The sequence below is a fragment of the Macellibacteroides fermentans genome, assembly GCF_013409575.1.
Lineage (GTDB): Bacteria > Bacteroidota > Bacteroidia > Bacteroidales > Tannerellaceae > Macellibacteroides > Macellibacteroides fermentans.
Genome location: NZ_JACCCY010000003.1, coordinates 550,686 through 576,894 on the forward strand (window position 1 = coordinate 550,686; position 26,209 = coordinate 576,894).

Genomic DNA, 26,209 nt, shown 5'->3' on the forward strand with positions numbered 1-26,209 from the left:
CGCTGAGGCTGACTTTACAGGCCGTTATGTCTTGTTATCTGGAAGGGATTACAATCCGGCTGGTCAGCGGATGGCGGTTGCCCGAAATGCTCCGGAACTTGACTTCGGCCGATCCTATTTTAAGTTTGGCCTTTATTTTAATGGGAATCTTATTCCCGTCGTCGCTCACCCACACTTCGATGGCCTCTTTGGTCTCCGTAAAGGCTTCGTCAAAGATATCCATATAGAAGCGTTTCGTCTTGAACTTCACATTGTCGCCATGCTCTACGATACTCTGACCCGCATACCGGAAGCGCACATTTACACGGTCGCGTCCTACGGCAATACGGAAAGGAATCACATCTCCCACCCGCATAGCCGAAATATCGTGTGTACGGAGGAATAGTGTAGCACCCAGCATATCGGTCATACAATCTTCGCTCACAAGGACAGTGTCTATTTTGGTCTTCTCCAGGTTATAGCGGAGGGAACGCACCCGTGTAAGTCCTTCGTTGTAAGTGAATTTGAGGTCGTCCACCAGGTATTTGCCTCCTTCGTTTACGCGTTTCTCGCTACGTAAAAGTTGCATCTCCTTCGAATAGTGGCAGTCGATGGTATCGCGCATTTTGAAAATATGGTCGAACATGGAGGTGGTTTTAAAAAGCAGCCGGTAACGATAGGCAGCTCCGTTCTGGCCGTTACCGTTTCTTGGGCCGTTGACGGCATTATCGATCAACAGCTCCACGTTGCCTGCTTTAGGCATAATAAGTCCCCACTTAAAATACACATCCATCTGCAGGCGTTCGCCCGGCAGAAAGGCATTGTTCTCCATTACACACTGTCCCTTAGCACCTGCAAAAGGAAGTGCAAGAAGGGTTATGAGAAGCCAAAGGAATGCGTTAGAAAGGCATACCGGGCATTGAATTGTTTCCTGATGACGATTGTCTTCCTTCATTTTTGTAATCTCTCTTCTTTTTAGTAGCCTCCTTGGGCTTGTTCTTGGTTATTTCAAGCGGTTTCTGCCTGATCAGAGGTGTAGCTGTTACATCCCAGGTTTCCTCCACATCAAAATTTTGCATCACCGTAAAGAATCCGGGATAATAGTACACCGGTTCGGGCTGACGTTTTTCCGCAAAATTACCCGGGTCCCATTCGTCGTTATTGTTCAAATCCAGAATGATTCGGGCATAATACTTATCGGGTTTCAGGTCCATAAACAGTACTCCTCCCTCCCTTACAGGCGCTTTACGCACCGGCTGATCGCTTGCATTGAGCAATTGTACAAAAGCGGTGGTGTCTACACCCGGCAGGTTAATATAAAGATTTCCGTAATCGTCCTGCTTCTTTATGGTAAACTGGGTGGATAATACGTTGTTCCACTTTCCGTACAGGCTGTATATAGTGGCCGAATCCGCCTCAAGACGGTAGGTTTCGCCGTACTTCCAGTCGCGGTCTATAAAGAAACCGAGCGCATTGGTGCTGTCGGGGATAAAATTAAAGTCCACCTCCTGCCACAGGGTGTCTACCTTCCGGTCCAGATAGAAGGCCTCCTTCTTGATGTTCAGCACCGGTTCGTCAAACACCACAGAAACGGTATCAAACACATCCATGGAGGAAGGAGCATCTACATTCATCCCCAGAAATACGATAGGTTCTGGTTCGCCCTTCTTTCTTTTTTTCTTTACTTCCGGTCGTTTACGCAACACCATCTGCAAGGTATCGGTCTGCGGTCTCAGCACATTGAGGGAGTCGCTCTTGAGATAATCCAGGGCTACACGGATGGTATCCTGCTTCCACAAAAGCGAATCGGTAAGCCAATAATGTACTGCCTTGTTTTCTTCTGCCTTTTGGGCTACATACCATTTATCCTGCACCGCTTCGGCTTGCAGCAGCCTTGGCGCGGGTATAGAATCGATCTGAGCATTGAAGCGTATGGTAAACCGATTGTCTTGAGTCCGTTCCGATTTAGTGAGGTATTGTCTTTCGAATTTTTCCTTGGACAGAAGCAATAATACGTCGTCGGGCATAAAGCGGGTATAGTTGACTACCTTGATGGAGTCTACCGTAATCGAATCTTTCCAAACAGTATCATTGCGCGAGGTAAACTGGAACGTGGGAGTATAGAGTGAATCGGCAAAGGCCATCTCCTCTCCGGGCTGATCAAATCTGTAATCGCGGTTTATATCGTTCAACCCGAATATATGATAGCTTCCGGTAGCTATGTTGCGGATCGTGAATTTACCCTTATCGTTGGTACGCGAGATACGCTCGAAGGGGAGTTTTCTGAAAGCGGTATCGGCCTGGTTGCTATGTAAACCGATGGTTATACCCGGCATCGGCTCCAGGTTTTCTGCATTCAGAAGGGTTCCCGAAACCTCAAGCGAATCTATCACATTACCCGTTGAGAATGCAAACGAGAAATTCTCGAATACATTTTTCTCGTTATTGTCGGCAATGGAATTGGTAAAGTCGATTGTATAGGTGGTATTGGGTTTGAGGGTGTCGTTAAGCTCCACCACAGCTTTCCGTCCCCTGGCCTGTATAACCGGCAACATACGTTGCGGAGGTGTTACAATCACATTCTCCATCGGATTCTCTATCTGGATAAGTTCGTCGAATTCTATTTCGACTTTATTGCCTTTGAAATTGGTTTGATTAGGCAAAGGATTGCTGGCGATGAAACGGGGCGGCTTCTCGTCGTACGGACCACCGTTGGGTGATGCCATATTCGCACACGAATACATTACCACGAGCAAAAAAATGCCAATCAGTGCAAGAATGCTATTTCTAATAAATTGTGGGTTCATTGACTCAGTCTTTTATGCAATGGGACAAAAGTACAAAGATATGCCGACAGATAAAGCATTTAAACACCTTTTAATCAAATCGCTTTACCTGAAAAGCGGCGAATAGCCTATAATTGCTTTAACAACCGGAATCCGATGCGGCAATACATACACTTTTTTGCTTCACAATAGCACCGCTTTAGCTGGATGAGTGCCTGACTGTCGCAGGCGTTATTTACCCGTATGCCCGCTGTTGCAAAGGCGGATACAATATGGTTTCGCTCCGCCGGAATGCTTTCCAGCAGCCGAAGAGCCCTTTCGTTGTATTCGGGGCGGTTGTTCACCACTCCGTAGGCGAAGAACAGAGGCACTACCGTATTGATGAGTACGATGTTAAGGGCATTCTCGCCCAACGGTTTCTCCTGTTTAGGCGATACATGCCGGAAATGATAGTGGGTTTCCCAGTAATCGGACGGCAGTACACGGAAGCAGTTTTTAAGTTCGCGGGGAGTACCGGCCTCCAGCATTACAGAAAACAGGGTGTCGTGCTGCATCCAAATGGCTGCAAGTTGGGCCAGCTTAAGATGGGGGAAGTAATTGGGACGGATACGCAGGTTCTTAAACAGGCTTTCGTCCAGTGGGGTGAGTTGGTATTTGTGCCTCAGAAACTGATATTCGCGTCGAAGCAGTTTGTAATGGTAGCAATCGATATCGGTCTCTTCCAGCATACCGGCTTGTCCGAACAACAGTGACTCAACCTGTGTAATGCTGATGCGCTGTTTACGGATGATCCGGAACGGCAGGCTACGGGCCAGGCGTTCGAAGGCATCGCTGTTTACACCAAACCCGAAATTGCGAGAGAGCAGAATGTAAAAAACCTCGTTCCAATCCTGTTTATAAAACTCCAGCAGCTTAAGAATATCCTGCATTTTCCGTTCCAGCCGCTCACTCAGCAAGGCTTCCATCCACGAAGTGATGTGCAGGGGTTCTATTTCCGGCAAGCGGGCAAGACAAGGGATGGCGATGTCTCTTCGAAGGAGGTATTCGAGTCTTGCTTCAATATTATCCGGGTAGGTTATCTCCAACTGAGGAATAACGACCCCATTGGTACGATAAACCTCGGTATCGGCATCGGTTACCACGTGCAGGATAACAGAATCGTAGGCTTTGTCGGTATGATGCTTATGGGTTTTCCAGTCGGACGACCGGGTATGTATTTCGATGCTTCCCGCCCAAAGGGTAGCTCCTATCCTGATTTTGGCATTAAAGAAGTCGGGACCTGCGTTGCTGTTCCGGATACCGGCGTCTATTACGGTCACCTGCTCTCCGGTGGTAGTGGTTAAGTGGGGCTGATAAAGTTTAAAAATCCATACATAATGTAATAATTGTTCCATTTTCTCAAAGGTTAAGATTAACAACACAAATCTAATTGATTTTCTTTATATTTGCAGTCAAAAGGTTAACTTATTCAACCAACGTATTATTTTACAATATATAAGTCATGAAGATAGCGCTTATCGGTTACGGAAAGATGGGAAAAACCATCGAAAAGATTGCATTGGAAAGAGGACACGAGATTGTTTCGGTTATCGATGTCTCTAATCCGGAAGATTTCAACTCAGCTGCATTCAAAAGTGCCGATGTGGCTATAGAGTTCACTGTTCCGTCTACAGCTTTGAGCAATTATATGAAATGTTTTGAAGCCAATGTTCCGGTGGTTTCGGGTACAACCGGGTGGTTGGACCGGATGGACGAAGTAAAAGAAAAATGCGAGAAAGAGGGAAAAACCTTCTTTTACGCATCCAACTACAGCATTGGCGTAAACATCTTTTTTGCTGTAAACAGTTACCTGGCCAGAATTATGAATAACTTTCCCTCGTACAACGTACGAATGACGGAAACACATCATATCCACAAACTGGATGCCCCAAGCGGTACAGCCATCACGCTGGCGGAAGGTATCCTGGAGCAGGTGGACCGCAAAGAGCGTTGGGTACTGGAGACGGAAGAAAAGCCGACCGACCTGGCCATCCATGCCATTCGCGAAGGGGAAGTCCCGGGTATTCATGAAATTATTTACGACTCTGAAGCAGATTACATAAGTATCAAGCATGATGCCAAAAGCCGTGCGGGTTTTGCCCTTGGTGCAGTGGTTGCAGCCGAATTCACCGCAGGAAAAATGGGTTTTCTGGGAATGAAGGATCTCTTTAAATTTTAATCTGAAACATATCAAATGAAAACATTTGCAAAAAAACAATGGATCAAGTTCGGCATATGGGCTGCCTTGTACATTTTATTTGCCATCTGGATGGAAAACCTCTGGCTTTTAGTGGGACTTGTGGTGCTGGCAGATATTTTTCTGACCAAATACATTCCCTGGGGTGCCTGGAAAAAAACCGAAAACAAGACACTGCGTTCGGTAGTGGAATGGGTGGACGACATCTTGTTTGCCCTCATTGCGGTATACTTCATTAACCTGTTTGTTTTCCAGAACTATCAGATTCCCACCTCTTCGCTGGAGAAGTCTTTATTAGTGGGCGATTACCTGTTTGTAAGCAAACTGAGCTACGGACCTCGTGTGCCCAATACCCCCCTCTCCTTCCCTCTGGTGCAGAATACCTTCCCGATACTGAACTGCAAGTCGTACCTGGACTGGCCCGAATGGGGTTACAAACGGGTGAAAGGTACCGGAGTGGTAAAGCGGAACGACATCGTTGTATTCAATTTTCCTGCAGGTGATACGGTGGCTATCAAACAACAGAACCCCGATTACTACACTCTGCTGGAGATGTACGGCCGCGAGAGGATCTTGTTGGATAAGGAATATTTTGGAGAAGTGATTTATCGTCCGGTCGACAAAAGAGAGAACTATGTAAAACGTTGTATCGGTATGCCCGGCGACAGCCTGGAAGTACGGAACAATGTGGTTTACATTGACGGTGAAAAGGCGTTAGAACCCGAAGATATGCAGCTCAATTATTTTGTTCAGACCAACGGTACTCCCATTACCGAAGAGCAATTCCGATTGATGCAAGTGAGCAAAGAAGACCGGATGTTGGCCAATGACAGTGGTAATTCTCAAGGTTTGCTCTCATTTCTGGGATTCGTTCCAAAAGAAAACGGACAATACAACCCGGTTTATCATTTGCCTCTTACCAAGAAGGCCCTTGCCATTGCTAAAAAGCTGGGATTTGTTGAGAAGGTTGTGGTGGAGCCTGATGCATTGGGCGGTGATGTGTACTATCCAGCCGGTTATAAAACTGGATGGACACGCGACAACTACGGGCCGATCTGGATTCCGAATAAAGGAGCTACCATCGAACTTAATGAACGCAACCTGGCTATTTACAGCCGTTGCATTAAGAATTACGAAAACAATACGCTGGAAGTAAACGGGAACCAGGTTCTGATTAACGGAAAACCGGCCACAACCTATACGTTTAAATACGACTATTACTTTATGATGGGCGATAACCGCCACAAATCGGCCGACTCCCGTTCGTGGGGTTTCGTTCCGGAGGATCATATTGTTGGAAAACCTATTCTGATCTGGCTTTCGCTTGACAAGGACAGGAGTTTGTTTGATGGCGGCATCCGCTGGAACCGGATGTTCCGTATGGTTCACGCAGATTAATTTATATGAACGGTAAACGGATTGGAATAACGATTGCAAAAATAGGAGGAGGAGCTTTGCTTCTCCTCGCTGTTGTTTTAGGGATACGCCGGTACTGTATCGAGTCTCTGCGTATTTCGACCAATGCCATGGAGCAGGCCATTCTTTCGGGTGATTATGTATTGGTAAACAAACTCCCTACAGAAGCCAATCCCGGCAGAAACCGGGTTATTCTTTTTAAAAGTCCCCTCCGTCGGGATTCGGTTGCCGCTCCGTTATTTGTAAGCCGCCTTATCGGTATGCCGGGCGATACGGTAACGGTTGAAGAGAATCTCTTTCTGATAAATGGAAAGCAGCTGCCCAAAGCACCTACCACCATGGCTACCTATTTTGTGAGCAAGGAGCTGGAGGGTATTATCAGAAGTCTGGCCAATAAGCTGGCAATCCCTTTACGGGAATGGAAAAGTGAGACTTTCGGTTTTACATTCACAATTACAGCCCTCGAAGAGTATAAACTGAGGGAGGAGCTGCCCGATGGTGCCAACAAGCATTTTGTTCAGGAACCTGCCGAAGAATACAGCATCATCGTACCTAAGAAAGGGATAGCATACCGGATTAATGAAACCTCTCTCAAGGCATGCCGTGAAATTTTGCTTCATGAAACCAATGGCAAAGCGGTATTCCGGGATAATAAACTCTTCCTGGATGGAAGGGAAACCAACTTCTTCTACTTCAAACACGATTATTACTGGGTGCTTTCCGATCATGCAAAGTATGCCGTGGATTCGCGTCATCTGGGTTTTATACCAGACAATCTTATCCTTGGTAACGTTTGGTTCTGCTGGAAAAGCAACGACCCCGAACGCATGTTTAAAACAATTGATTAATGAAGCCAGCCTATATTTCGACGGCCTATCTGGGTCCGGTACAACAATACAGTAAAATGTTCCATTTTCCGGAGGTACGAATAGAAACATCCGAGAATTACCTGAAGCAAAGCTACCGGAACCGGTGTATCATAGCCGGAGCAAACGGTCCGCTTCCCCTCTCCGTCCCCATTGTGAAGCCGGATACGCTTAAATGTCTGACTAAAGACATCCGTATTTCCGATCATGGAAATTGGCGTCACCTGCATTGGAACGCCATTGTCTCAGCCTATAATTCGACCCCTTTCTTTGAGTATTACGAAGACGATTTTGCGCCGTTTTATGAAAAGAAATATGAGTTTTTGTTCGACTTTAATGAAGAACTTCGGATGCTGATCTGTCAACTGCTGGATATCCAGCCTCAGATACAATATACCACATCTTTTGAAGCGGATGTGGAAAACGACTTCAGATGGATAAGTCCGAAGCAGGATATAGCCGATCCTTCCTTTCTGTTAAAACCCTATTACCAGGTTTTCCAGGATAAGCATGGCTTCCTGCCCAACCTCAGCATAATAGACCTCCTCTTTAATACAGGAAACGAAGGAATTCTCATTTTGAGAGATTCCTTCGTTTCCGAATAATTCTATAATGTAAAGCCGGGAGAATTATTCCATCTGGAACTTCCGGCTCACCTTAATCAGGTTTGAGGTGAAGGATACTACGTTTTGAGTTTCCTGAATCATATTGAGGTATACCATACTCACCTTGGTACTACCCGACTGTCCCTGGATACGTTTCAGCTCATTCTTTTTAAGCTGAGTAAGTGCATTTGAAATGGATACAGCTTTTTCTACAAGCTGATCAAATGCTGTATAGTCGTTTCGTTTGATTTCAAGCATACAACGGGAGATGAATGTAATCACCTCATCGGCCATTTTGCCGAATTCATCTTTCTGTGCATCGTTTAATGGCTTGAAATTATTGTCGATGTGATCCTTGCAAGGCTCGGTCATACGACGTAGACTAAACACAATCTCGCTGGCAAAATCGTTACCCTGGTAATAATAGAGTCCTTTCTCTACCGCAATGGCTCTATCCAATTGTGTAACACCCAGCGTACCGATTCGCTTTACCTGACGGAGGTGGAACTTCTGTTCTTCAATAGCAGCCAGTACCTTACGTAGGTCGCGCAGGTTTTCATTCATAAAACCATGAACCGATTTATCAAATTTTTCGCCGGCAAAGGCAAGTACCGATTCAAGTTCATTGCGTGTATGTTCGCGGAACAAAACCAAAGCTTCAGAGCTATCATTTGTGTTCATGAGTTGCTTTACAGTAGGACTGACTGTTTGTTTATTTGACTTTTTACGGAAAGCAAGGTGACTTCTTACAAGCGAATAAGTCGCTAAACCAATTAATGCTACAATAGCAGCAGTACCTCCGAAATAGATAATAGTTGCAACCAAAAAACATATTACAAAAGCAGCACCTGCTGTGATAAACCAACCACCAATAACAGAAAGAACACCTGTTATTCGATAAACAGCACTTTCACGTCCCCAGGCACGGTCAGCTAAAGAGGTCCCCATTGCGACCATAAAGGTAACATAGGTAGTTGATAATGGTAATTTAAGTGATGTACCCAAAGCTATAAGAAGACCCGCAAGAACGAGGTTTACAGATGCCCTTATCAAGTCGAATGCAGCACCATTTTCCAAAATAATCTCATCTTGGTTAAAACGAGTATCCATCCATTGTTTAATATTTTCGGGAACCACACTCATAAGTGTTGTGGCCATATTACTTGAAGTACGAACCAAAACCCGGGCTACGGGAGAAGTCCCAAATGCTTCCTCTCCATCACTCTGTCGAGAAAGGTCAAGAGACGTCTTTACCACATTCTGCGCTTTCTTGGAAGTAAGTAATGCAATTACCATTACTAAGCCAGCAGCAATTAAAAAATACCAGGGAGTTTTAGCAGGTCCCAGCAAAGACGTCATAAGCAATGCTTCCGGATCAATAGATCCCCCATAGGAAGTAAAATCGAGATAAGCGGAGAATCCGGCCAATGGAACGCCGATAAAATTAACTAAATCATTCCCGGCAAAAGCAAGTGCAAGGGCAAATGTTCCGAGTAGAACAATTATCTTAAATACATTTATTTTTAACCAATGCAGTACTTGCATCAATATTGTAAAACCAATAAAGCAACTCCAGACAATAAATGAAGTATTATTATGAACCCAATCTTTCAGAGCCCCACTCATAAAAGTGGTATCTTTCAAACCTTTTATGAGCATAAAATAAAGGATTGAAGTAGCAGCAATACCTCCAAATACCGCAACGAAATATTTCATCCGGGGTTTGTAATTAAAGGTAAATAAAGTACGGGAGAGAAATTGAGCTACCGTCCCAAAGAAAAAAGCAATAGCTACGGAAACAAAGATTGCCAAAATAACGGTTAGCGCTTTGTCTGTATTGAGCAAGTCTCCAAACTGCAGGGCTCCATCAGTGTTTATAATTTTGATGATTGCAAGAGCTACAGTTCCGCCTAATAGTTCAAACACCAATGAAACCGTAGTGGAAGTAGGCATTCCAAGAGAATTAAAAATATCAAGCAGCACGACATCGGTCAACATCACTGCCAACAGAATACACATGATCTCAGAAAAATAGAAATACTGAGGTTGATAAATACCATGCCTCGCCACCTCCATCATTCCATTGGAAAGAATTGCTCCTGCAAAAATACCTACAGCAGCAATAATCATAATTGTTTTGAAAGATGCTGCTTTTGATCCAATTGCAGAGTTAAGAAAGTTGACGGCATCATTACTAACGCCGACTGACAGATCAAAAATTGCTAATATAAAAAGGAAAATAACAATGAATAAATAGAATGTTTCCATGAAATATTTTTTAAACTGCGGCAAAGATAGATACAGGCATTTTAACATGTGTTACAACCATATTACAATGATGTTACATACGAAATATATATTACAAATTGAATACAACTCTTATATTAACAAGATTATCATATATTTGCAGTAATTTACATACTGTATTAATCTTAGTTTTAAAATTATGAAAACGTGTTTGCTTTCTCTTTTACTGCTCCTTTCTTATTGTTTTACATCCGTGGCACAGTCCGTACTTCCTAAAGAAGATAATTCCATCCGGATCTTATCGTACAATGTTCGAAATGGGAAAGGAATGGACAACACTACCGACTACCAACGGGTAGCGGATGTTATTAACCGTATAGCTCCAGACGTAGTCGCCGTGCAGGAACTGGACAGTGTTACTCAGCGTAATAATGGTGTTTATAGTCTGGGTGAATTGGCACAACGTACCTTGATGCATGCAACTTATGCTGGATCAATAGACTATCAGGGAGGAAAATATGGCATCGGCATGCTTTCTAAAGAGAAGCCCGTAAGCTATAAACGCGTACCCCTTCCCGGCAGAGAGGAAAAACGCTCGTTGCTGTTGGTTGAGTTCGCCGATTATGTGGTTTGTTGCACCCATTTTTCTCTTACGGAAGAGGATCAGCAGGCCTCGGTGGAAATACTTGTTACGGCTCTGGAAGGAATACGTAAGCCTGTCTTTCTGGCTGGAGACATGAATTCCGAATACGACTCGCAGGTTCAGGCTGCCATGCGAATAAACTTCACAACGTTGAATAATCCAAAACAGTTCACCTTTCCATCGGATAAACCCAAAGAATGTATCGACTTTATATATCAGCTTACTAATGGCAAGAGTTGTACCGTGCTGAATAGACATGTAATTGCAGAGCCTGTAGCATCAGACCATCTTCCGCTTTTTGTTGACATCCGTTTTCCTGCGAAAGCATCGGATATTTTGAGAACAACTCCTTTCCTGCAAAATCCGGTAGGTAATGGAATTACTGTATCGTGGATGACAAATGTTCCTACGCACAGCTGGGTGGAATACGGAACAGACGCAAAGCTGGGGTTGACGCAGCAGACTGTTGTTGACGGACAGGTGATTGCAAATAATAAGCATCACAAGATTCGTCTAAATAACTTGAAACCGGGAATTACCTATTATTACCGTGTCTGCTCGCGTGAAATTACTTTATACGAGGCTTACAAAAAGGAATTTGGAGAAACTGCTTACTCCGAAATTCAATCGTTCACTCTTCCCCGAAATACAGAAAGTGATTTTACGGCACTTATCTTTAATGACCTTCATAAAAACAAAGATCTAATGGATAAGTTGAGTAATGTGGTGAAGGATATTGATTACGACTTTGTATTCTTTAACGGCGACTGCATTGACGATCCGAAGAATGAAGCACAGGCTGTAGATTTTATCTCCTATATAAACAGAAAGGTTAAAGCCGACAGGTTGCCGGTTTTTTTCCTCCGCGGCAATCACGAAATCCGGAATGCATACTCCATTCAGCTGCGTAACCTGTTTGACTATGTGGGTGACCGTACTTATGGGGCATTCAACTGGGGGGATACCCGTTTCGTAATGCTGGATTGCGGAGAAGATAAGCCAGATTCAACATCGGTTTATTACAATCTGAACAATTTTGACGAACTTAGAAAAGACCAGGCGGCGTTTCTACAGACCGAATTGGCGGGTAAGGCATTCCGAAGTGCTGCTAAAAGGGTCTTGATTCATCATATTCCGATTTATGGAATGAAAGAAGAGCGCTTTAACCCATGTCTTGAATTATGGGGAAAAGCATTGACCAAAGCTCCATTCAACGTGGCCATCAATGCGCATATGCATCGTTTTGCATGGTATCCCAAAGGTGCGGCCGACAATAATTTCCCGGTAGTGGTAGGCGGAGGTAATAATGCTTCCACCGGAACCGTTATGATTCTCCGCAAAAAAGGGAGTGAGCTTTCGCTTGAAGTACTGGACGCTGCGGGCAAAGTATTACGAAAAGAGATACTGTAACTGCAAAGTATTAAGCATAATATACAAATGATAATGTACAGAATATAATGGCATCCATGTAACAGATTTATTTGGATTTATGCTTACTTTTGTAATCTAAAAAGGAATAAGAGGCTTCAATTGGGTAGCTTATATAGACTATGATACAAACAGAGCAGATATTTAAGAGCTTCGGTCCCCTTACAGTTCTAAAGGGGATCGATCTTTCTATAAAACCAGGGGAAATCGTTTCCATTGTAGGTCCAAGCGGTGCGGGGAAGACTACCTTGCTGCAGATTATCGGGACATTGGATTCTCCCGACTCGGGAAAACTTACCATTAATGGCGTAGAAACCAGTAAACTGAAAGAAAAGGAGTTGGCTGCTTTCCGAAACCGGAACATTGGTTTTGTTTTTCAGTTTCACCAGTTGCTACCCGAGTTTACGGCTCTCGAAAATGTAATGATTCCGGCACTTATTGGAAAGGTAAAAGCCGGTGATGCAGAGAAAAAGGCCAAAGAGATGCTCGATTTTCTTAAGCTTTCGGATCGGATGACACATAAGCCGGCCGAACTCTCCGGAGGCGAAAAGCAACGGGTTGCCGTAGCAAGGGCGTTAATCAATCATCCGTCAGTGATCCTGGCTGATGAACCTTCGGGAAGCCTGGATTCGCACAACAAGGAGGAGCTGCATCAGCTGTTCTTCGAACTGAGAAAGGAATTTAATCAAACATTTGTAATCGTTACCCACGATGAGCAGCTGGCAGCCAATACGGATCGGGTGATTCATCTGATTGACGGAGTAATTCAACATTAACAAGACCTATCATTGATATGACCGAACAAAACAGAGCTACTTTTGGAAGTAAATTAGGCGTTATAATGGCGACCGTTGGTTGTGCCGTAGGTTTAGGAAATATATGGCGATTTCCATATATGATAGGACAAAATGGTGGAGCCGCATTTCTTGCCATTTACATCATTTGTATCATTTTGCTTGGATTACCGGTAATGCTCTCGGAGTTCTTTATTGGCCGATACACAAGAAAAAATGCAGCCGGGGCATTTAAGGTGCTTGCTCCCGGTACCAAATGGTCGTTAATCGGATACAACGGTGTGCTGGCTTCGTTTCTGATTCTAGGTTTTTATTCGGTCGTGGCAGGATGGACTTTGGAATATATAATGCAGGCTGTTACAGGATCATTAAGTGATAAGGCTCCGGAAGCATTTGCACAGGACTTCAAGCTGTTCAGTACCGAAATTTTCCGACCAATCTTATGGACCGTAACTTTTATCGGACTCACTCATTTTATTGTTGTCTCTGGGGTTAAGGAGGGTATTGAACGCACATCCAAAGTAATGATGCCCATTCTTTTCTTAATATTACTAGCTTTATGTATCCGTTCGGTAACTTTACCCAATGCTTCTGAAGGTCTTTATTTCCTGTTTAAGCCCGATTTCAGCAAGATAACTTCGGCTGTAGTATTAAGTGCTATGGGACAGGCATTCTTTTCATTAAGCATCGGAATGGGGTGTCTCATTACCTATTCATCTTATTTCTCGAAAGATACCAAAATGCAAATTACAGCTTTACAGGTAACCATTCTGGATACACTAGTGGCTGTAATGGCTGGTATTATGATTTTTCCTGCTGTATTTAGCTTTGGGATCGCCCCAACTGCCGGCCCGGAACTTGTATTTATTACCTTGCCCAATATATTTCAGCAACTTCCCATGGGAGCAATCTGGTCGCTTGTTTTCTTCTTACTTCTTGCCTTGGCAGCCCTAACCTCAACGATATCACTTCATGAAGTGGCCACTGCCTATGTTCACGAAGAGTACCAGATAACACGGACAAAGGCTGCATGGTTTGTGTCCGGAGGCGTAATGGTGTTAGGGATTCTTAGCTCATTGTCGATCGGCATCTGGAAAGAATATACTTTATTCGGACTTACCTTTTTCGATTTACTGGATTATTTAACTGCGAAAATAATGCTACCTTTTGGAGGGATGCTTATTTGTATCTATTTAGGGAACAGGGTAGACAGGAAAATTTTGAAGGAAGAATTAACCAACAAAGGCACAGTTCCTTTTTATTTTTTCAATACGTATGCATTTTTTATGAAATACATTGCCCCGATTGCCATCGGAATGATTTTCCTGAATGAACTCGGAATCATTCAATGGCTGATGGGATAGTGGATCCTTTTATTCAATAATCAAAACCTATCTATTTACTTTATATGTGGAAAGACTATTTGTATTTTTCTAAAGGAGAAAGGAGAGCCTTGCTTATTTTAGTGGGGTTGCTCTCCGTATCACTGGGGTTGCTGATCTTTACAGACAGCCCCCGGACCGAAATCGAAGAGCCGCCCTATTCGAAGCAGCCGATGAGCTATGAAACAAGCAAGCAGCAGGACAAACCAGACCTATCTGACCCAATGAAAGCGGCAGACTCCCCAAATTCAACCCCGCAGGTACGTTATCCGAAACAGTATAAATCTTATGTGGCTGACAAACCGGGAAAATATGAAAATAAGCAGCAGAAATATCCCTTGGGCACAGTTGTCGATTTAAACAAGGCAGACACAAGTGAGCTTAAATGCATTCCAGGCATAGGCAGTACCTACGCAACGCGTATAGTAAAGTTTCGTAACTTACTGGGAGGATTTTACTCCGTAGCACAGCTTAAAGAAGTATATGGCATTGACGAAGAAAAGTTTGACACCCTGAAAGAGTGGTTTACTGTTAACGAAAATACACTTAAACAACTGTTGGTGAATCAACTCCCGGAAGACTCGATACGCAAGCATCCCTATATTGATTACCGGCAAGCAAAAGTATTAGTCCGCTTACGAAAGAAAATCGGGAAGCTATCCGGCTGGGATAATTTACTGTTGTTGGAAGAATTTACAGAAGCCGACAAGTCCAGACTTACCCCCTATCTTTCGTTCGATTAAATGCCAATTATTCCAACATTTAACTTTTGGGAGCATATATAAGGCTGAACGACTGGGCCGGATCAAATACCTCATTGGCTACTGCCAGCATCTGTTCTGCAGTAATCTTATCAATCCGTTGGAATACTTCAGGCAAGGTGTCGTATCGGTTGTAATGAAGAAAACTTTTCCCAAGTCCCAGGAAGGTGCCCTCCTTATTATCACTGGAAACGCCTAATTGTCCCACCAGCTGCTTCTTAGCCGAAGCAAGTTGGGATGTAGTCAGTTTGTTATTGCGTAAACGCTGAATTTCCTGGTTTACCAGCCGGATACTCTTCTCCATATTTTTGGGGTCGGTCCCAAAATAGATGTTATACAGGCCAGTGTCGGTGTAAGTGGTCACATTTGATTCAACATTGTAAACCAACCCATGCTTTTCCCTCAGCACCACATTAAGGCGGCTGTTCATTCCCGGTCCGCCCAACAGATTGTTTAGCAGAAACAAGATTGTACGACGGTCGTCGTACATACTGTACGATCTCCCCCCCATTAATACATGTGCCTGATAGGTATCTTTATGAATTTGCCTGCTTACCGGCAGATACGATTGAGGAGCAATTCTTTTTTTCTCGGAAGATAGATGAGTAAGCTTACCCAGCTCCTCTTCGGCCATTTTAACGATACGTGAAAACTTTGTCCTGCCCATTGAGAAAAACACCATTGAATCTGCCGTATAAAAACGTTCCACAAATGAACGTCCGGTTTCAGAGGTAAAACGAGTCAGAGATGCTTCGTCTCCAAGTATGTTATGCCCCAAGGCATGGTTCTCGAACAAAAGATTCTCAAACTCATCAAAAATCAATTCAGACGGATTATCCTTATATGAATTAATTTCATCCAAAATTACATCTACCTCCTTCTCTATTTCTTGTTTAGGGAATTGTGAATGCTGGATAAGATCGGTTATAAGTTCGAACGCCCTGCCGTAATGCTCTTCCATAAAAACAGAATACACAAAGGTCTCCTCCTTCGTTGTGTAAGCATTCAGCTCTCCTCCCACATTCTCCATCCGGTTTAAAATATGCCAGGATTTACGCTTAAGCGTACCTTTAAAAAGCATATGTTCAACAAAATGGGCCATTCCAAACTCGTCGGCACTTTCATCCCTTGTACCGGCATTGATGGCAAGGCCACAATACGAAACAGGAGATTCTACGGGAAGATGGACGATCCGGAGACCATTGGAAAGGACATGAGACAAGTAATTCATATTTTTTCTTCACTTTATAATAGCAGGCAAAATTAAAATAAATACTTTTGCAAATCGATTGATTTTGGTAATATTGTAAAAAATAAGAAAGTAACTATGGTAATTGAAGATATTTCGTCTATCCTGAGACAGGAAGCAGAAGCAGTGCTTAACATCCCGGTGGTAGCCGAATATAATGAAGCTGTAACACTGATTGTGGAGTATGTACATAACCGGAATGGAAAGCTGATAACCAGCGGAATGGGTAAAGCCGGACAAATCGCCTCCAATTTGGCAACAACTTTCAGTTCAACAGGCACACCAGCTTTCTTTTTGCATCCAAGTGAGGCTCAGCACGGCGATTTGGGAATTGTTCGCGACAATGACATTATGTTGCTTATATCCAATTCGGGGAAGACAAGAGAATTGATTGAACTTACGAGACTTACCCTTGGTCTGGCTCCGTACATGAAATTTATTGTTATTACAAGCGATCCGGACAGCCCTCTTGGGAAAGAAGCCACCATCTGTCTGCCAACAGGGGCACCTAAGGAAGTTTGTCCTCTGGGACTTACACCCACAACTTCAACTACGGTGATGACGGTTATAGGCGATATTCTGGTTGTGAATACAATGAAAAGAATCAATTTCAGCAACAAGGACTATGCCAAGCGTCACCATGGAGGGTATCTGGGATCTAAATCCCGCGAGCAGAGTCTGAAAGAATAGTATTCAGATCCATATAGTAACACTATGAGAAAGGTAATTGGAATCGGAGAAACCATCCTCGATATTATTTTCAAAGAAAATCAACCCTACAAAGCCGTTCCCGGTGGTTCTGTATTTAATGGGTTGATCTCTCTTAGCCGTCTGGATATACCTGTTTCATTCATCAGCGAAATTGGGAATGATCATGTAGGAGACATTATTGCTGATTTTCTGAAAGAAAACAAGATTTCCACCGATTATGTAGACCGGTTTCCCGATGGTAAAAGTCCGGTTTCCCTGGCCTTTCTTGATAATGACAACAATGCGAACTATATCTTTTACAAAGATTATCCTAAGCAACGTCTGGACGTGCCGCTACCTCGCATCAACGAAGATGATATTTTTGTTTTCGGATCTTACTATGCGCTCAATCCGGTACTAAGAGAACGTATGGTCGAATTTCTGCAATATGCCAAAGAAAGAAAAGCGATTATCTATTATGATCCTAACTTTCGCAAAGCACATGCACACGAAGCCATCAGGCTTATACCAACCGTTCTGGACAATCTTGAGTATGCCGATATTGTTCGTGGATCTGACGAAGACTTTCACAACCTGTTCAGCAAAACAGAATCAGCACATATCTATGAAGAACATATAAAGTTCTACTGCCATGATTTTATAACCACACATGGTCCTCAGGGAGTCAATCTGTTTACGGACCGCTTCAGCCATCATTTTGACTCGAAACCAGTCGTGCCGGTAAGCACAATCGGTGCCGGGGATAATTTCAATGCTGGAATCATCTACGGCTTACTTAAATATGACATACGACATCAGGATTTAAAAACACTCGACAAAGAGACCTGGAGTAAAATAATCGGCTGCGGGATAGACCTGTCGACCGAGGTATGCCAAAGTTATAACAATTACATTTCGAGGGAATTTGCGCATAGCTATACCCAACAGTCTTAAATATCTTTAACCCCAGCACTATGAGCTTGATTTTTTGTTATCTTTGCCTTATAGCTAGGGAAAAGATGTTAGTAAAAATTTTATCCATATTTATCTGCACAGCTGCTTTTACAGCCTGCTCCTCAAATGCACCCGAAATACGGGCGCTTTGCTTACGTGATGATATCGGTAATTACGTTATCAAATGGGAAAGCAATCCTCCGATGCAAGGGAATGTAAAACTTTTTGTATCAGACAACCCAGATAATTTCAATATAAACACTCCTGTTGGAAATGTAAACATCAACGATGGGGTAACAACCTACATTACCAACGACAATATGACAAGAAAATACTTTATGCTTTCATTCAACGATAAAGTATATCAGATTGTAGGCTCAAGGGGTGTTGTTATGGACAGCATACAAAACCTTCGGGACCTTGGAGGCTATACCAACAACCGGAATCTCACTACCCGATGGGGAAAAATATATCGAAGCGGCAAGCTTTCAAGATTAAGCGAATGGGATTCTATCCGGCTTAACAACCTGGGAATTAAAACCATCATCGATCTGAGAGGTACGGATGAAATTCAAAAATCACCCATACTCTACAAGAAAATAAAGGTCGTTAATATACCAATTCCTACAGTTGATGAAGATCATATAAGCAGACTCATAATGGAAGGCAGAATGCGGAAAGGCGATGCCATTCTTTTTCTTCAGGATATGTATTTACAATTTGTTGAAGGGAACAGTAGCCAATATGCTTCGGTTATGGAGCAATTACTAAATAAAGAAAATTATCCGGTGCTTATTACCTGCTCACTTGGCAAAGACAGATCGGGCTATGTTTCGGCATTGATCCTGGCTTCGCTGGGAGCTTCCGAAAGCACTATACTAAAAGACTATACATCGAGTAACGACTGTATGGATATAACCAAAATTGCTAAAATGGCCAACGGTCTGAATTCGGACGCACAGGAAACATTTACGGCATTGCTCAATGCCGATGAAGCCTACATGGATCTGGCTCTGAAGAAAATCAGAAAAGATTATGGTTCGATGGATAAATACCTTGAAAAGGAAATAGGAATGGATGAAAAGAAACGGGAAAAACTCAAAGAAATAATGTTATACTAGCGTGAATTCGAATAATTTACGTACCTTTGCAGGCTCAGATTAATTATATATATAATCACTTATCACATTTTGAAAACATTCGAAGAATTAGGAGTTGCCGCACCGATTTTAAAGGCAATTCAAGAGATGGGCTACGAATCGCCCATGCCCGTACAGGAGGAAGTGATTCCTTTCTTACTGGGAGAAGACAACGACGTAATTGCATTGGCACAAACAGGAACAGGTAAAACGGCAGCATTTGGCCTTCCTATTCTACAGAAAATTAATGTATCCGAATATCAACCACAAGCTCTCATTCTATGTCCGACGCGTGAGCTTTGTCTGCAGATTGCAGGCGACCTGAATGACTATTCAAAATACATTGACAATTTAAAGGTTCTTCCCGTTTACGGAGGATCAAGCATTGAAAGTCAGATCAAGGCTTTAAAGCGCGGGGTACACATCATAGTAGCCACTCCAGGCCGTTTATTAGACCTTATGAACCGTAAAACGGTTGATTTGGGAACTGTTCGTTCTGTCATCATGGATGAGGCGGACGAAATGCTCAATATGGGCTTTACTGACAGCATCAATGCTATTCTGGCTGAGGTTCCGGCCTCAAGAAACATGCTTTTATTCTCAGCTACCATGCCTCAGGGAATTGCAAGTATTACTAAAAAATACATGCATAATCCAAAAGAGATTGTGATTGGGAATAAGAATGAAGGAAACAAGAATATACGTCATGTTGCTTACATTGTTCACGCACGGGACAAATATCTTGCATTGAAACGTATTGCGGATTATTATCCCAACATCTATGGTATAATTTTCTGTCGTACACGTAAAGAAACACAGGAAATTGCAGATAAGCTCATTCAGGACGGATACAATGCCGATTCATTGCATGGAGAATTAAGTCAGCAGCAACGTGACTACGTAATGCAAAAATTTCGTGTAAAGAACATCCAGTTATTAGTTGCAACAGACGTGGCTGCTCGCGGATTGGATGTTGATGATCTTACTCATGTAATCAACTACGGCTTACCTGACGAAGTGGAATCGTACACGCACCGTAGCGGTCGTACCGGTCGTGCAGGCAAAACCGGGATTTCTATTGCAATCTGTCATATCAAGGAAAAAGGCAGAATACGAGACATCGAACGGATTATCAACAAAAAATTTGACAAGGGTGAAATGCCTTCAGGTCAGGCTATCTGTGAGAAACAGTTGCTTAACCTGGTAGATCAAATTGAGAAAGTGAAAGTAAATGAAGAGGAGATAAGTCCGCTTATGCCTGCCATTTACCGTAAGCTGGAATGGTTGGAAAAAGAGGACATCATCAAGCGTATGGTTTCACTCGAATTCAACCGTTTAATCGATTATTACAAGGATGCACAGGAGATTCAGGATGTAACAGACGACCGCTTCTCACGTAAGGAATTTGGCGAAGGAGATCGTGGCGGACGCCGTGTGTCATTGGCTCAGGAAGGCTATTCAAGATTATTCCTTAATTTCGGAAAAACAGATGGATTATATCCGAATCAGCTGATCGAACTAATCAACAAATGTGTTCCGGGTAAAGTGCAAATTGGAAAAATAGATTTACGCGACAACTTCTCCTTCTTTGAGGTAGAATCGGCCGAAGCAAACCGTGTAATTCAAAGCATGTGCGGTTTTGAAATTGAAGGCAGACGTATCTCTGTAGAACCTGCACAGGGAAAGAAAGAAGGTGGTGACAGAGGTCCCCGCGGTGGAGGAGAATACAAAGGCAGACGGGATCGTAAAGATTTTGGCGACCGCAAAGAGTATGGAAGCCGCTCTTCTTACGGAAACAGAAGAGAAGAGAGTGGCGACAAACCCTGGAGACGGAACAGTGAAGACAGAAATTCACGCAAACCGAGCAACAGCAGATACCGTCGGTAAAAAAACATTTTCTATAAAATAAAGATAGCCACCTGTTAATTCTCAATCAGAGAATTTGAACAGGTGGCTATTTTACGTTAAACAGGCAGCTTTATAAAGCCTATTTCACTAGTTTTAGTTCGTTGATCAGTCGAGGACATTTACCCCATTTGTCGATCATAAACAATACATAGCGGATATCTACCGAAATGGTTCGCTGTAATTCCGGTTCGAAAGCAATATCTCCACTCATAGCTTCCCAGTTTCCATCAAATGCAAGTCCTATCAGACGGGCGTTTTTATCAAAAACCGGACTACCCGAGTTTCCTCCGGTAATATCGTTATTGGACAAAAAGCAGAGATTCATATCTCCATTGCCATTGCCGTACTGGCCAAAATCCTTACGTTTAAGTAAGTCTAAAATCTCTGGTTGCACCCAGAATTCATCACTTTTAGGATCTTCTTTTTCAAAAACACCTTTGGTGGTTGTATAGTAAGTATACCATGCAGCATCGTAAGGTTGGTAGCCTCCCACTGAACCATAGCTTACACGCATGGTAAAATTAGCATCAGAAGACAGAGCCTTATCGGGATACATTTCCTTAAGTCCCGCAAAATACAAGCGTTCCCCTTTCGCTATATCGAATTGGGTCTCACCCAGGAACTGCTGCATCTCAAAAAGAGAAATCAGTACCGAAAGGCTTAATTTGTAAGCAGGATCTTGCTTTAACTTTTCATATTTAGCCGGATTTTTAAGAGCTTCAGCTACCTTATTAATAGAAGTAAATGAAGTTTTCTTAAATAAATCTGCAGCATAACGGGCATAGTCACCTTTGTACTTTTTATCGATAGAAGGATAAATATCGGGCAGATATTGAGCAGGCACACGCTTTTTAACCACCTCCATCATTGCTCCCAGGACTTTCTGATCTAAAGAAGCTTCATAATCCTTGAAGAAATCTTTAATCTGATTTTCTAAGATATAGTCTATTTCTTCGGGTGTTGAGTTCTGTACATCTACCGATTGAACCATCCGGGCTAACTTAATAATTTCTGCACCTCCGGCGAAAGCCTCGCTTAAGTAGGTTGCAATCTGACGATATTCATTACTTCCTGTATATCCTTTTTCAAGCAGAGTCAGCACTTCTCCATATTTTTCCTGACGTTGAGGAGACTGCGCAACCCAGGCAGCAAATTCCTTTTCCTGTTCTTGTTTACGCTCGAAAACATTCAGGTTAGCCAATCCACGGTTCATTCCGATTGAATTTTTCCAATAATTGGAACTTCCCTGATATTTAGAAGCATACTTGATTCGTACAGCATCACTTGCCTGCATAGCCTCTTTCCAGATATCCTGCTTGATTTCGCGAACTTCAATACGAGGCTTATTACTATTTTCAACACGTTGCTGTACGCCCCATGAACACAAATATCGATCAGTGCTACCCGGGAAACCAATGGTCATGGCATAATCCTTATCCTGATACCCTTGCAAAGAAACTTCAGGTACGTAACGAGGCTTGTATGGCTTATTTCCAGCCGCATATTCGACCGGTTCATTACTTTCCGAAGCATATACCCGGAAAACAGAGAAGTCGCCTGTATGACGCGGCCACATCCAGTTATCCGTATCTCCTCCAAATTTACCTACAGAGCTGGGAGGAGTAAACACCAGACGAACATCATTAAACACATCGTATACCTGCATGTAATAAACATTGTTATTATAATAGGGATATACCTCGGCATACTGTGTTGCGTTATTACCCACAGAATCACACAAAACATTGCTGATTGAATCTGCAGCCTGAATACGTGCTACCTCATCAGTAATTGTATCAATAACAGCCATAATGCGGTCTGTAACATTGATTGTTTTCTTCAGGAATTTAACGGACAGTCCCGGAACCGGGAGTTCTGCCTCCTTGGTTTGAGATACAAATCCATCTTTCAAATAATCATGTTCAACACTACTAAGGCTTTGGATAGAACCAAATCCACAATGATGGTTGGTAAAAATCAATCCCTCCTCTGAAACAGCAATACCGGTACAGCCACCACCAAAAATGACCACTGCCTGGCTTAAACTAGCCTGTTCTTCACTGTGTAAGCTGTCGTACGGAAGATTGAAGCCAAGCTCTTTCATCCGTTCCAGATTTTGTTTATTCAACTCATTTAGCAGCCACATGCCTTCATCGGCCCGTACACTGCTTACTGCAATAAGAAGCAGCAATAAAGGCCACAATCTTCTCATAAACGTCATTCTTTAGTTATTCAATTAGTAATTTAATATTCTTCATTTTAATTCTGGCGACCAACCATTCCCTTAGCTTATCCTGATCGGTTTTACTGATTTGTTTTGTGCTTTTAAGATAAACAAGCATCACAGTATCCTGTTTAAGACTATCAGTCTTCATTACAAAGGAACGAGAGAAGGAAGCCTCCTGAACGGTTGGAAATAATACCCGCATTTCAGGCAGAAGCTGCGATGTCAATAAGCCATAACTTTTATATTGGTCTAACGATTTCTTGAGGGAATCTATAGTGAAAGACTGTATACGAAGCACCTCTTCACTATTTTTATATAAATCCTGCAGAAGCAAGCTTTTCAATTCATTTACATCAGTCGCCTTTTCCCCAAACCCTTGTTCAACAATAAGTGAAGTTCCATCCAACCCATAGTTTTTCATTCGAAGTCGGGCGTTATCAATCAGCTCCTGAGGTACATGCTGACCAATAAACACAACTTTTATCTCCTGAGTATCTCTGGTCAGGGTAACCGATTTGCTCAACAATTGCGTATTAGGAAAGACCAGCTCCTGGTTTATATACCTTGTAACACGATCGTTAAAGTAACTGGTACGAATTAAATTATAGCTTAAAAACAGACTGGGGACCAATGTGAAAAATACGATTATGCCTACATAGCGGTGTACCGTTTTCTCTCTGGCCTTGTCAAGAAAAACTTTCTTGGGATATTTCAACACGCGAACTACCAGATAGGTTGCCACACTGATAAAAACGGTATTGATAAAGAAGAGATAAAAAGCACCAAAAAAGTAATACAAATTCCCGGTAGCTATACCGTATCCGGCAGTACAAAGAGGCGGCATCAACGCTGTTGCAATGGCAACCCCCGGAATAACATTTCCTTTGGATTTGGTAGAGCTGGCAATGATGCCTGCCAAACCTCCGAAAAAAGCGATAAGGACATCGTATACTGTGGGCTGAGTTCTTGCCAGCAATTCACTTTGCGCCTCACTGATGGGTGAAATCATAAAATAGAAAGAAGAGGTAATTACACTGAAAATGGTTGCTGTGGCAAAATTACGGAACGACCGTTTGATCATATCAAAATCAGATATACCCAATCCAACTCCAAAACCCATGATTGGCCCCATAAGAGGAGAAATCAACATGGCACCTATTATTACAGCTGTAGAGTTCGTATTGAGACCTAAAGAGGCGATAAACGTAGCAAAAATCAGGACCCAAAGGTTTGTTCCTTTGAATTCAATTCCTTTGCTAATAGTATCAATTGTTTCCAGTTCGTCTTCCTTATCCTGACGGACATCAAAATTCCGAACAAAAAAATCGGCTAACTTACTACGAAATACTCTTTTATCCATATCTCTCTATTTTAGAAAACGACCAATATAAGGAAGTTCACGCAAGGGTAAATCTCGCTTTATAACAAATGCTATAAACACTCCTAACAGTAACGTGCGGTACAGTAATCTGATTGCTTCAGAGCTAATCACCGGCAACATACCGACAGCGTATAGAATTCCTGCTGCCACAAAGTAAATAAAAGCAGACCGTAAATCATACTTAATTGGGAACTTCTTTTGGCCTACAAGATACGAGATAACCATCATTAACAAATTGCAGGCGAAAGAGGCCCATGCGCAGGCCATAAAGCCATACAAAGGGGCAAAAAACACGATGATGCAGACCGTAACCACACATCCCAATGTTGAAAAATAGGCACCCCATTGAGTCTGATCGCTCAATTTATACCAAAGAGACAGATTAAAATAGATTCCGAAGAATAGTTCTCCCAGCATGACAATGGGGACAACCTTTAATCCGGGGTAATAATCCGGAGCAACGAAATATTTTAAAATATCCAGATAAAACATAACCCCGAGGAAAATAAGCAGCGAAAAAATAATAAAATATTTCATTGCCTCCGCATAGGACTTTCGGTTGTCTTCACTTTTGTTTTTTGCAAAAATGAATGGTTCATAGGCAAAGCGGAAAGCCTGGGTGAACATAACCATGATAACTGCTATTTTAAAACATGCTCCATAAATTCCCAATTGTTCTGTAGCGTACACCTTGTCTTCGAACAGAAATGGAAACAATATCTTGTCGGCTGTCTGATTAAAGACTCCGGCCAATCCCAGAATAAGGATAGGTAACGAATAGCGAAGCATCTTTTTTAACAAGCTGGCATCAAAAGAATATGTAAAACCTCTCAATTCTTTTACCAACAGTAGTAAACACAATACAGAGCCTATCAGATTTGCAATAAATACATAGCCAACGCCATAATCAGGAATATAGAACCAGCTTATCAACGATGGATGATTCGTATAAATCCAGGGACATACCACTAAAAGAAAGATATTTAAAGCAATGTTCAGGAATATAATCAACAATCGGATAGAGGCGAATTTGATTGGACGGTTTGCATATCTTAAATAGGCAAACGGAATGGCAGTAAAGGCATCCAGTGAGACAATAAGGATAAGCATGGCGACATATTCAGGATGTTCGGCATACCCAAGTGAATTGCTTATCGGAAGTAAGAAGATCAATCCGGCTATTGTAAATAAAACAGATGTAAACCCTACGGATATAAGTGTTGTACTGTATACCTGCATCGGATTCTTGATCTCTTTTTTATTGATAAACCGGAAAAAGCCTGTTTCCATTCCATAGGTGAGCAGCACCAGTAAAAGGGCTGTCCATCCGTAAAGATTGGTCATAACACCAAATTCGCCTGTGCCTGCCAGAACCCGGCTGTACATAGGAACAAGAAGCCAGTTTAGCATCCTGCCTAATATACTGCTTAATCCATATACAGCTGTGTCTTTAGCCAGCCGTTTCATTCCTCCTGCCATAATTTTATAAAATCGTTCAGTCTGATTGTTTTTTCACCA

At 42.6% G+C, this 26,209-nt stretch carries 20 protein-coding genes; 12 read left to right on the forward strand and 8 right to left on the reverse strand.

The annotated features are described in order from the left end of the window. Window positions 1-34 precede the first annotated feature (34 nt). The 3 genes from F5613_RS11695 to F5613_RS11705 form a co-directional block, all read right to left on the reverse strand. Window positions 35-934, reverse strand: coding sequence for a DUF3108 domain-containing protein (locus F5613_RS11695; protein WP_179399880.1), 900 nt, complete (start codon window positions 932-934; stop codon window positions 35-37). Further along, window positions 879-2,786 carry an Ig-like domain-containing domain gene (locus F5613_RS11700; RefSeq protein ID WP_179399881.1) on the reverse strand — a complete coding sequence of 636 codons (1,908 nt, stop codon included), beginning with the start codon at window positions 2,784-2,786 and terminating at the stop codon, window positions 879-881. Before F5613_RS11700 ends, F5613_RS11695 begins: the two co-directional genes overlap by 56 nt. Window positions 2,787-2,893: 107 nt before the next feature. Further along, entirely contained in the window at window positions 2,894-4,159 is a 1,266-nt protein-coding gene (locus tag F5613_RS11705; RefSeq protein ID WP_179399882.1) for a DUF2851 family protein, read from the reverse strand. A gap of 107 nt (window positions 4,160-4,266) precedes the next feature. Between F5613_RS11705 and dapB the strand changes: the two genes are divergently transcribed. The 4 genes from dapB to F5613_RS11725 are packed head-to-tail and all read left to right on the forward strand — an operon-like array spanning window position 4,267 to window position 7,888. Further along, entirely contained in the window at window positions 4,267-4,983 is a 717-nt protein-coding gene (gene dapB, locus F5613_RS11710) for a 4-hydroxy-tetrahydrodipicolinate reductase (protein ID WP_179399883.1), read from the forward strand. 15 nt (window positions 4,984-4,998) lie between these two features. After that, the gene (gene lepB, locus F5613_RS11715) at window positions 4,999-6,399 is read left to right on the forward strand and encodes a signal peptidase I (RefSeq protein ID WP_179399884.1); all 1,401 of its coding nucleotides are present in this window, start codon (window positions 4,999-5,001) and stop codon (window positions 6,397-6,399) included. Window positions 6,400-6,404: 5 nt separating this feature from the next. Next, on the forward strand, window positions 6,405-7,265 hold the full coding sequence (gene lepB, locus F5613_RS11720; RefSeq protein ID WP_179399885.1) for a signal peptidase I: 861 nt from the start codon (window positions 6,405-6,407) through the stop codon (window positions 7,263-7,265). Continuing rightward, window positions 7,265-7,888: a WbqC family protein gene (locus F5613_RS11725; protein ID WP_079682320.1), complete on the forward strand. Its 624-nt coding sequence runs from the start codon at window positions 7,265-7,267 to the stop codon at window positions 7,886-7,888. The genes lepB (F5613_RS11720) and F5613_RS11725 overlap by 1 nt, the downstream gene beginning before the upstream one ends. A gap of 24 nt (window positions 7,889-7,912) precedes the next feature. On the opposite strand, the gene F5613_RS11730 is transcribed toward F5613_RS11725, so the two are convergent. Beyond that, window positions 7,913-10,156 carry an inorganic phosphate transporter gene (locus F5613_RS11730; RefSeq protein ID WP_179399886.1) on the reverse strand — a complete coding sequence of 748 codons (2,244 nt, stop codon included), beginning with the start codon at window positions 10,154-10,156 and terminating at the stop codon, window positions 7,913-7,915. Between the two features lie 178 nt (window positions 10,157-10,334). Between F5613_RS11730 and F5613_RS11735 the strand changes: the two genes are divergently transcribed. The 4 genes from F5613_RS11735 to F5613_RS11750 all read left to right on the forward strand — a co-directional run bounded on the left by F5613_RS11735 (window position 10,335) and on the right by F5613_RS11750 (window position 15,125). Further along, window positions 10,335-12,188 carry an endonuclease/exonuclease/phosphatase family protein gene (locus F5613_RS11735; protein WP_179399887.1) on the forward strand — a complete coding sequence of 618 codons (1,854 nt, stop codon included), beginning with the start codon at window positions 10,335-10,337 and terminating at the stop codon, window positions 12,186-12,188. Between the two features lie 140 nt (window positions 12,189-12,328). Beyond that, window positions 12,329-12,982 carry an ABC transporter ATP-binding protein gene (locus F5613_RS11740; RefSeq protein WP_179399888.1) on the forward strand — a complete coding sequence of 218 codons (654 nt, stop codon included), beginning with the start codon at window positions 12,329-12,331 and terminating at the stop codon, window positions 12,980-12,982. Between the two features lie 17 nt (window positions 12,983-12,999). After that, window positions 13,000-14,364, forward strand: a complete 1,365-nt coding sequence (locus F5613_RS11745; protein ID WP_179399889.1) for a sodium-dependent transporter — start codon at window positions 13,000-13,002, stop codon at window positions 14,362-14,364. 44 nt (window positions 14,365-14,408) lie between these two features. Next, window positions 14,409-15,125 (forward strand): ComEA family DNA-binding protein, encoded by a 717-nt coding sequence (locus F5613_RS11750; RefSeq protein WP_179399890.1) that lies wholly within the window; start codon window positions 14,409-14,411, stop codon window positions 15,123-15,125. Window positions 15,126-15,144: 19 nt separating this feature from the next. Here the strand turns inward: F5613_RS11750 and F5613_RS11755 are convergent, their stop codons facing one another. Further along, on the reverse strand, window positions 15,145-16,374 hold the full coding sequence (locus F5613_RS11755; RefSeq protein WP_079682314.1) for a M16 family metallopeptidase: 1,230 nt from the start codon (window positions 16,372-16,374) through the stop codon (window positions 15,145-15,147). 96 nt (window positions 16,375-16,470) lie between these two features. Between F5613_RS11755 and F5613_RS11760 the strand changes: the two genes are divergently transcribed. From F5613_RS11760 to F5613_RS11775, 4 genes are all read left to right on the forward strand, one after another. After that, window positions 16,471-17,082 carry an SIS domain-containing protein gene (locus F5613_RS11760; protein ID WP_179399891.1) on the forward strand — a complete coding sequence of 204 codons (612 nt, stop codon included), beginning with the start codon at window positions 16,471-16,473 and terminating at the stop codon, window positions 17,080-17,082. A 24-nt stretch (window positions 17,083-17,106) separates the two neighbouring features. Beyond that, on the forward strand, window positions 17,107-18,036 hold the full coding sequence (locus F5613_RS11765; protein WP_179399892.1) for a carbohydrate kinase family protein: 930 nt from the start codon (window positions 17,107-17,109) through the stop codon (window positions 18,034-18,036). 65 nt (window positions 18,037-18,101) lie between these two features. Further along, window positions 18,102-19,157 carry a tyrosine-protein phosphatase gene (locus F5613_RS11770; protein ID WP_179399893.1) on the forward strand — a complete coding sequence of 352 codons (1,056 nt, stop codon included), beginning with the start codon at window positions 18,102-18,104 and terminating at the stop codon, window positions 19,155-19,157. Window positions 19,158-19,283: 126 nt separating this feature from the next. Continuing rightward, window positions 19,284-21,062: a DEAD/DEAH box helicase gene (locus tag F5613_RS11775; RefSeq protein ID WP_179400030.1), complete on the forward strand. Its 1,779-nt coding sequence runs from the start codon at window positions 19,284-19,286 to the stop codon at window positions 21,060-21,062. A 100-nt stretch (window positions 21,063-21,162) separates the two neighbouring features. Here F5613_RS11775 and F5613_RS11780 read toward each other — a convergent pair whose 3' ends face one another. The 3 genes from F5613_RS11780 to F5613_RS11790 are packed head-to-tail and all read right to left on the reverse strand — an operon-like array spanning window position 21,163 to window position 26,170. After that, window positions 21,163-23,304 carry a S46 family peptidase gene (locus tag F5613_RS11780; protein ID WP_179399894.1) on the reverse strand — a complete coding sequence of 714 codons (2,142 nt, stop codon included), beginning with the start codon at window positions 23,302-23,304 and terminating at the stop codon, window positions 21,163-21,165. A gap of 7 nt (window positions 23,305-23,311) precedes the next feature. Continuing rightward, window positions 23,312-24,670 carry a TIGR00341 family protein gene (locus tag F5613_RS11785; RefSeq protein ID WP_179399895.1) on the reverse strand — a complete coding sequence of 453 codons (1,359 nt, stop codon included), beginning with the start codon at window positions 24,668-24,670 and terminating at the stop codon, window positions 23,312-23,314. A gap of 6 nt (window positions 24,671-24,676) precedes the next feature. After that, complete coding sequence (locus tag F5613_RS11790; RefSeq protein WP_179399896.1) at window positions 24,677-26,170, reverse strand: lipopolysaccharide biosynthesis protein; 1,494 nt, start codon at window positions 26,168-26,170, stop codon at window positions 24,677-24,679. Window positions 26,171-26,209: the final 39 nt, after the last annotated feature.

Coding starts and splice junctions, on each gene's coding strand:
- F5613_RS11700 (WP_179399881.1), bottom strand. CDS start 2,786: ATGAACCCACAATTTATTAGAAATAGCATTCTTGCACTGATTGGCATT.
- dapB (WP_179399883.1), top strand. CDS start 4,267: ATGAAGATAGCGCTTATCGGTTACGGAAAGATGGGAAAAACCATCGAA.
- F5613_RS11755 (WP_079682314.1), bottom strand. CDS start 16,374: ATGAATTACTTGTCTCATGTCCTTTCCAATGGTCTCCGGATCGTCCAT.
- F5613_RS11785 (WP_179399895.1), bottom strand. CDS start 24,670: ATGGATAAAAGAGTATTTCGTAGTAAGTTAGCCGATTTTTTTGTTCGG.
- F5613_RS11725 (WP_079682320.1), top strand. CDS start 7,265: ATGAAGCCAGCCTATATTTCGACGGCCTATCTGGGTCCGGTACAACAA.
- F5613_RS11730 (WP_179399886.1), bottom strand. CDS start 10,156: ATGGAAACATTCTATTTATTCATTGTTATTTTCCTTTTTATATTAGCA.
- F5613_RS11770 (WP_179399893.1), top strand. CDS start 18,102: ATGTTAGTAAAAATTTTATCCATATTTATCTGCACAGCTGCTTTTACA.
- F5613_RS11740 (WP_179399888.1), top strand. CDS start 12,329: ATGATACAAACAGAGCAGATATTTAAGAGCTTCGGTCCCCTTACAGTT.
- F5613_RS11695 (WP_179399880.1), bottom strand. CDS start 934: ATGAAGGAAGACAATCGTCATCAGGAAACAATTCAATGCCCGGTATGC.
- lepB (WP_179399884.1), top strand. CDS start 4,999: ATGAAAACATTTGCAAAAAAACAATGGATCAAGTTCGGCATATGGGCT.
- F5613_RS11790 (WP_179399896.1), bottom strand. CDS start 26,170: ATGGCAGGAGGAATGAAACGGCTGGCTAAAGACACAGCTGTATATGGA.
- F5613_RS11760 (WP_179399891.1), top strand. CDS start 16,471: ATGGTAATTGAAGATATTTCGTCTATCCTGAGACAGGAAGCAGAAGCA.
- F5613_RS11775 (WP_179400030.1), top strand. CDS start 19,284: ATGGGCTACGAATCGCCCATGCCCGTACAGGAGGAAGTGATTCCTTTC.
- F5613_RS11765 (WP_179399892.1), top strand. CDS start 17,107: ATGAGAAAGGTAATTGGAATCGGAGAAACCATCCTCGATATTATTTTC.
- F5613_RS11750 (WP_179399890.1), top strand. CDS start 14,409: ATGTGGAAAGACTATTTGTATTTTTCTAAAGGAGAAAGGAGAGCCTTG.
- F5613_RS11745 (WP_179399889.1), top strand. CDS start 13,000: ATGACCGAACAAAACAGAGCTACTTTTGGAAGTAAATTAGGCGTTATA.
- F5613_RS11705 (WP_179399882.1), bottom strand. CDS start 4,159: ATGGAACAATTATTACATTATGTATGGATTTTTAAACTTTATCAGCCC.
- lepB (WP_179399885.1), top strand. CDS start 6,405: ATGAACGGTAAACGGATTGGAATAACGATTGCAAAAATAGGAGGAGGA.
- F5613_RS11780 (WP_179399894.1), bottom strand. CDS start 23,304: ATGACGTTTATGAGAAGATTGTGGCCTTTATTGCTGCTTCTTATTGCA.
- F5613_RS11735 (WP_179399887.1), top strand. CDS start 10,335: ATGAAAACGTGTTTGCTTTCTCTTTTACTGCTCCTTTCTTATTGTTTT.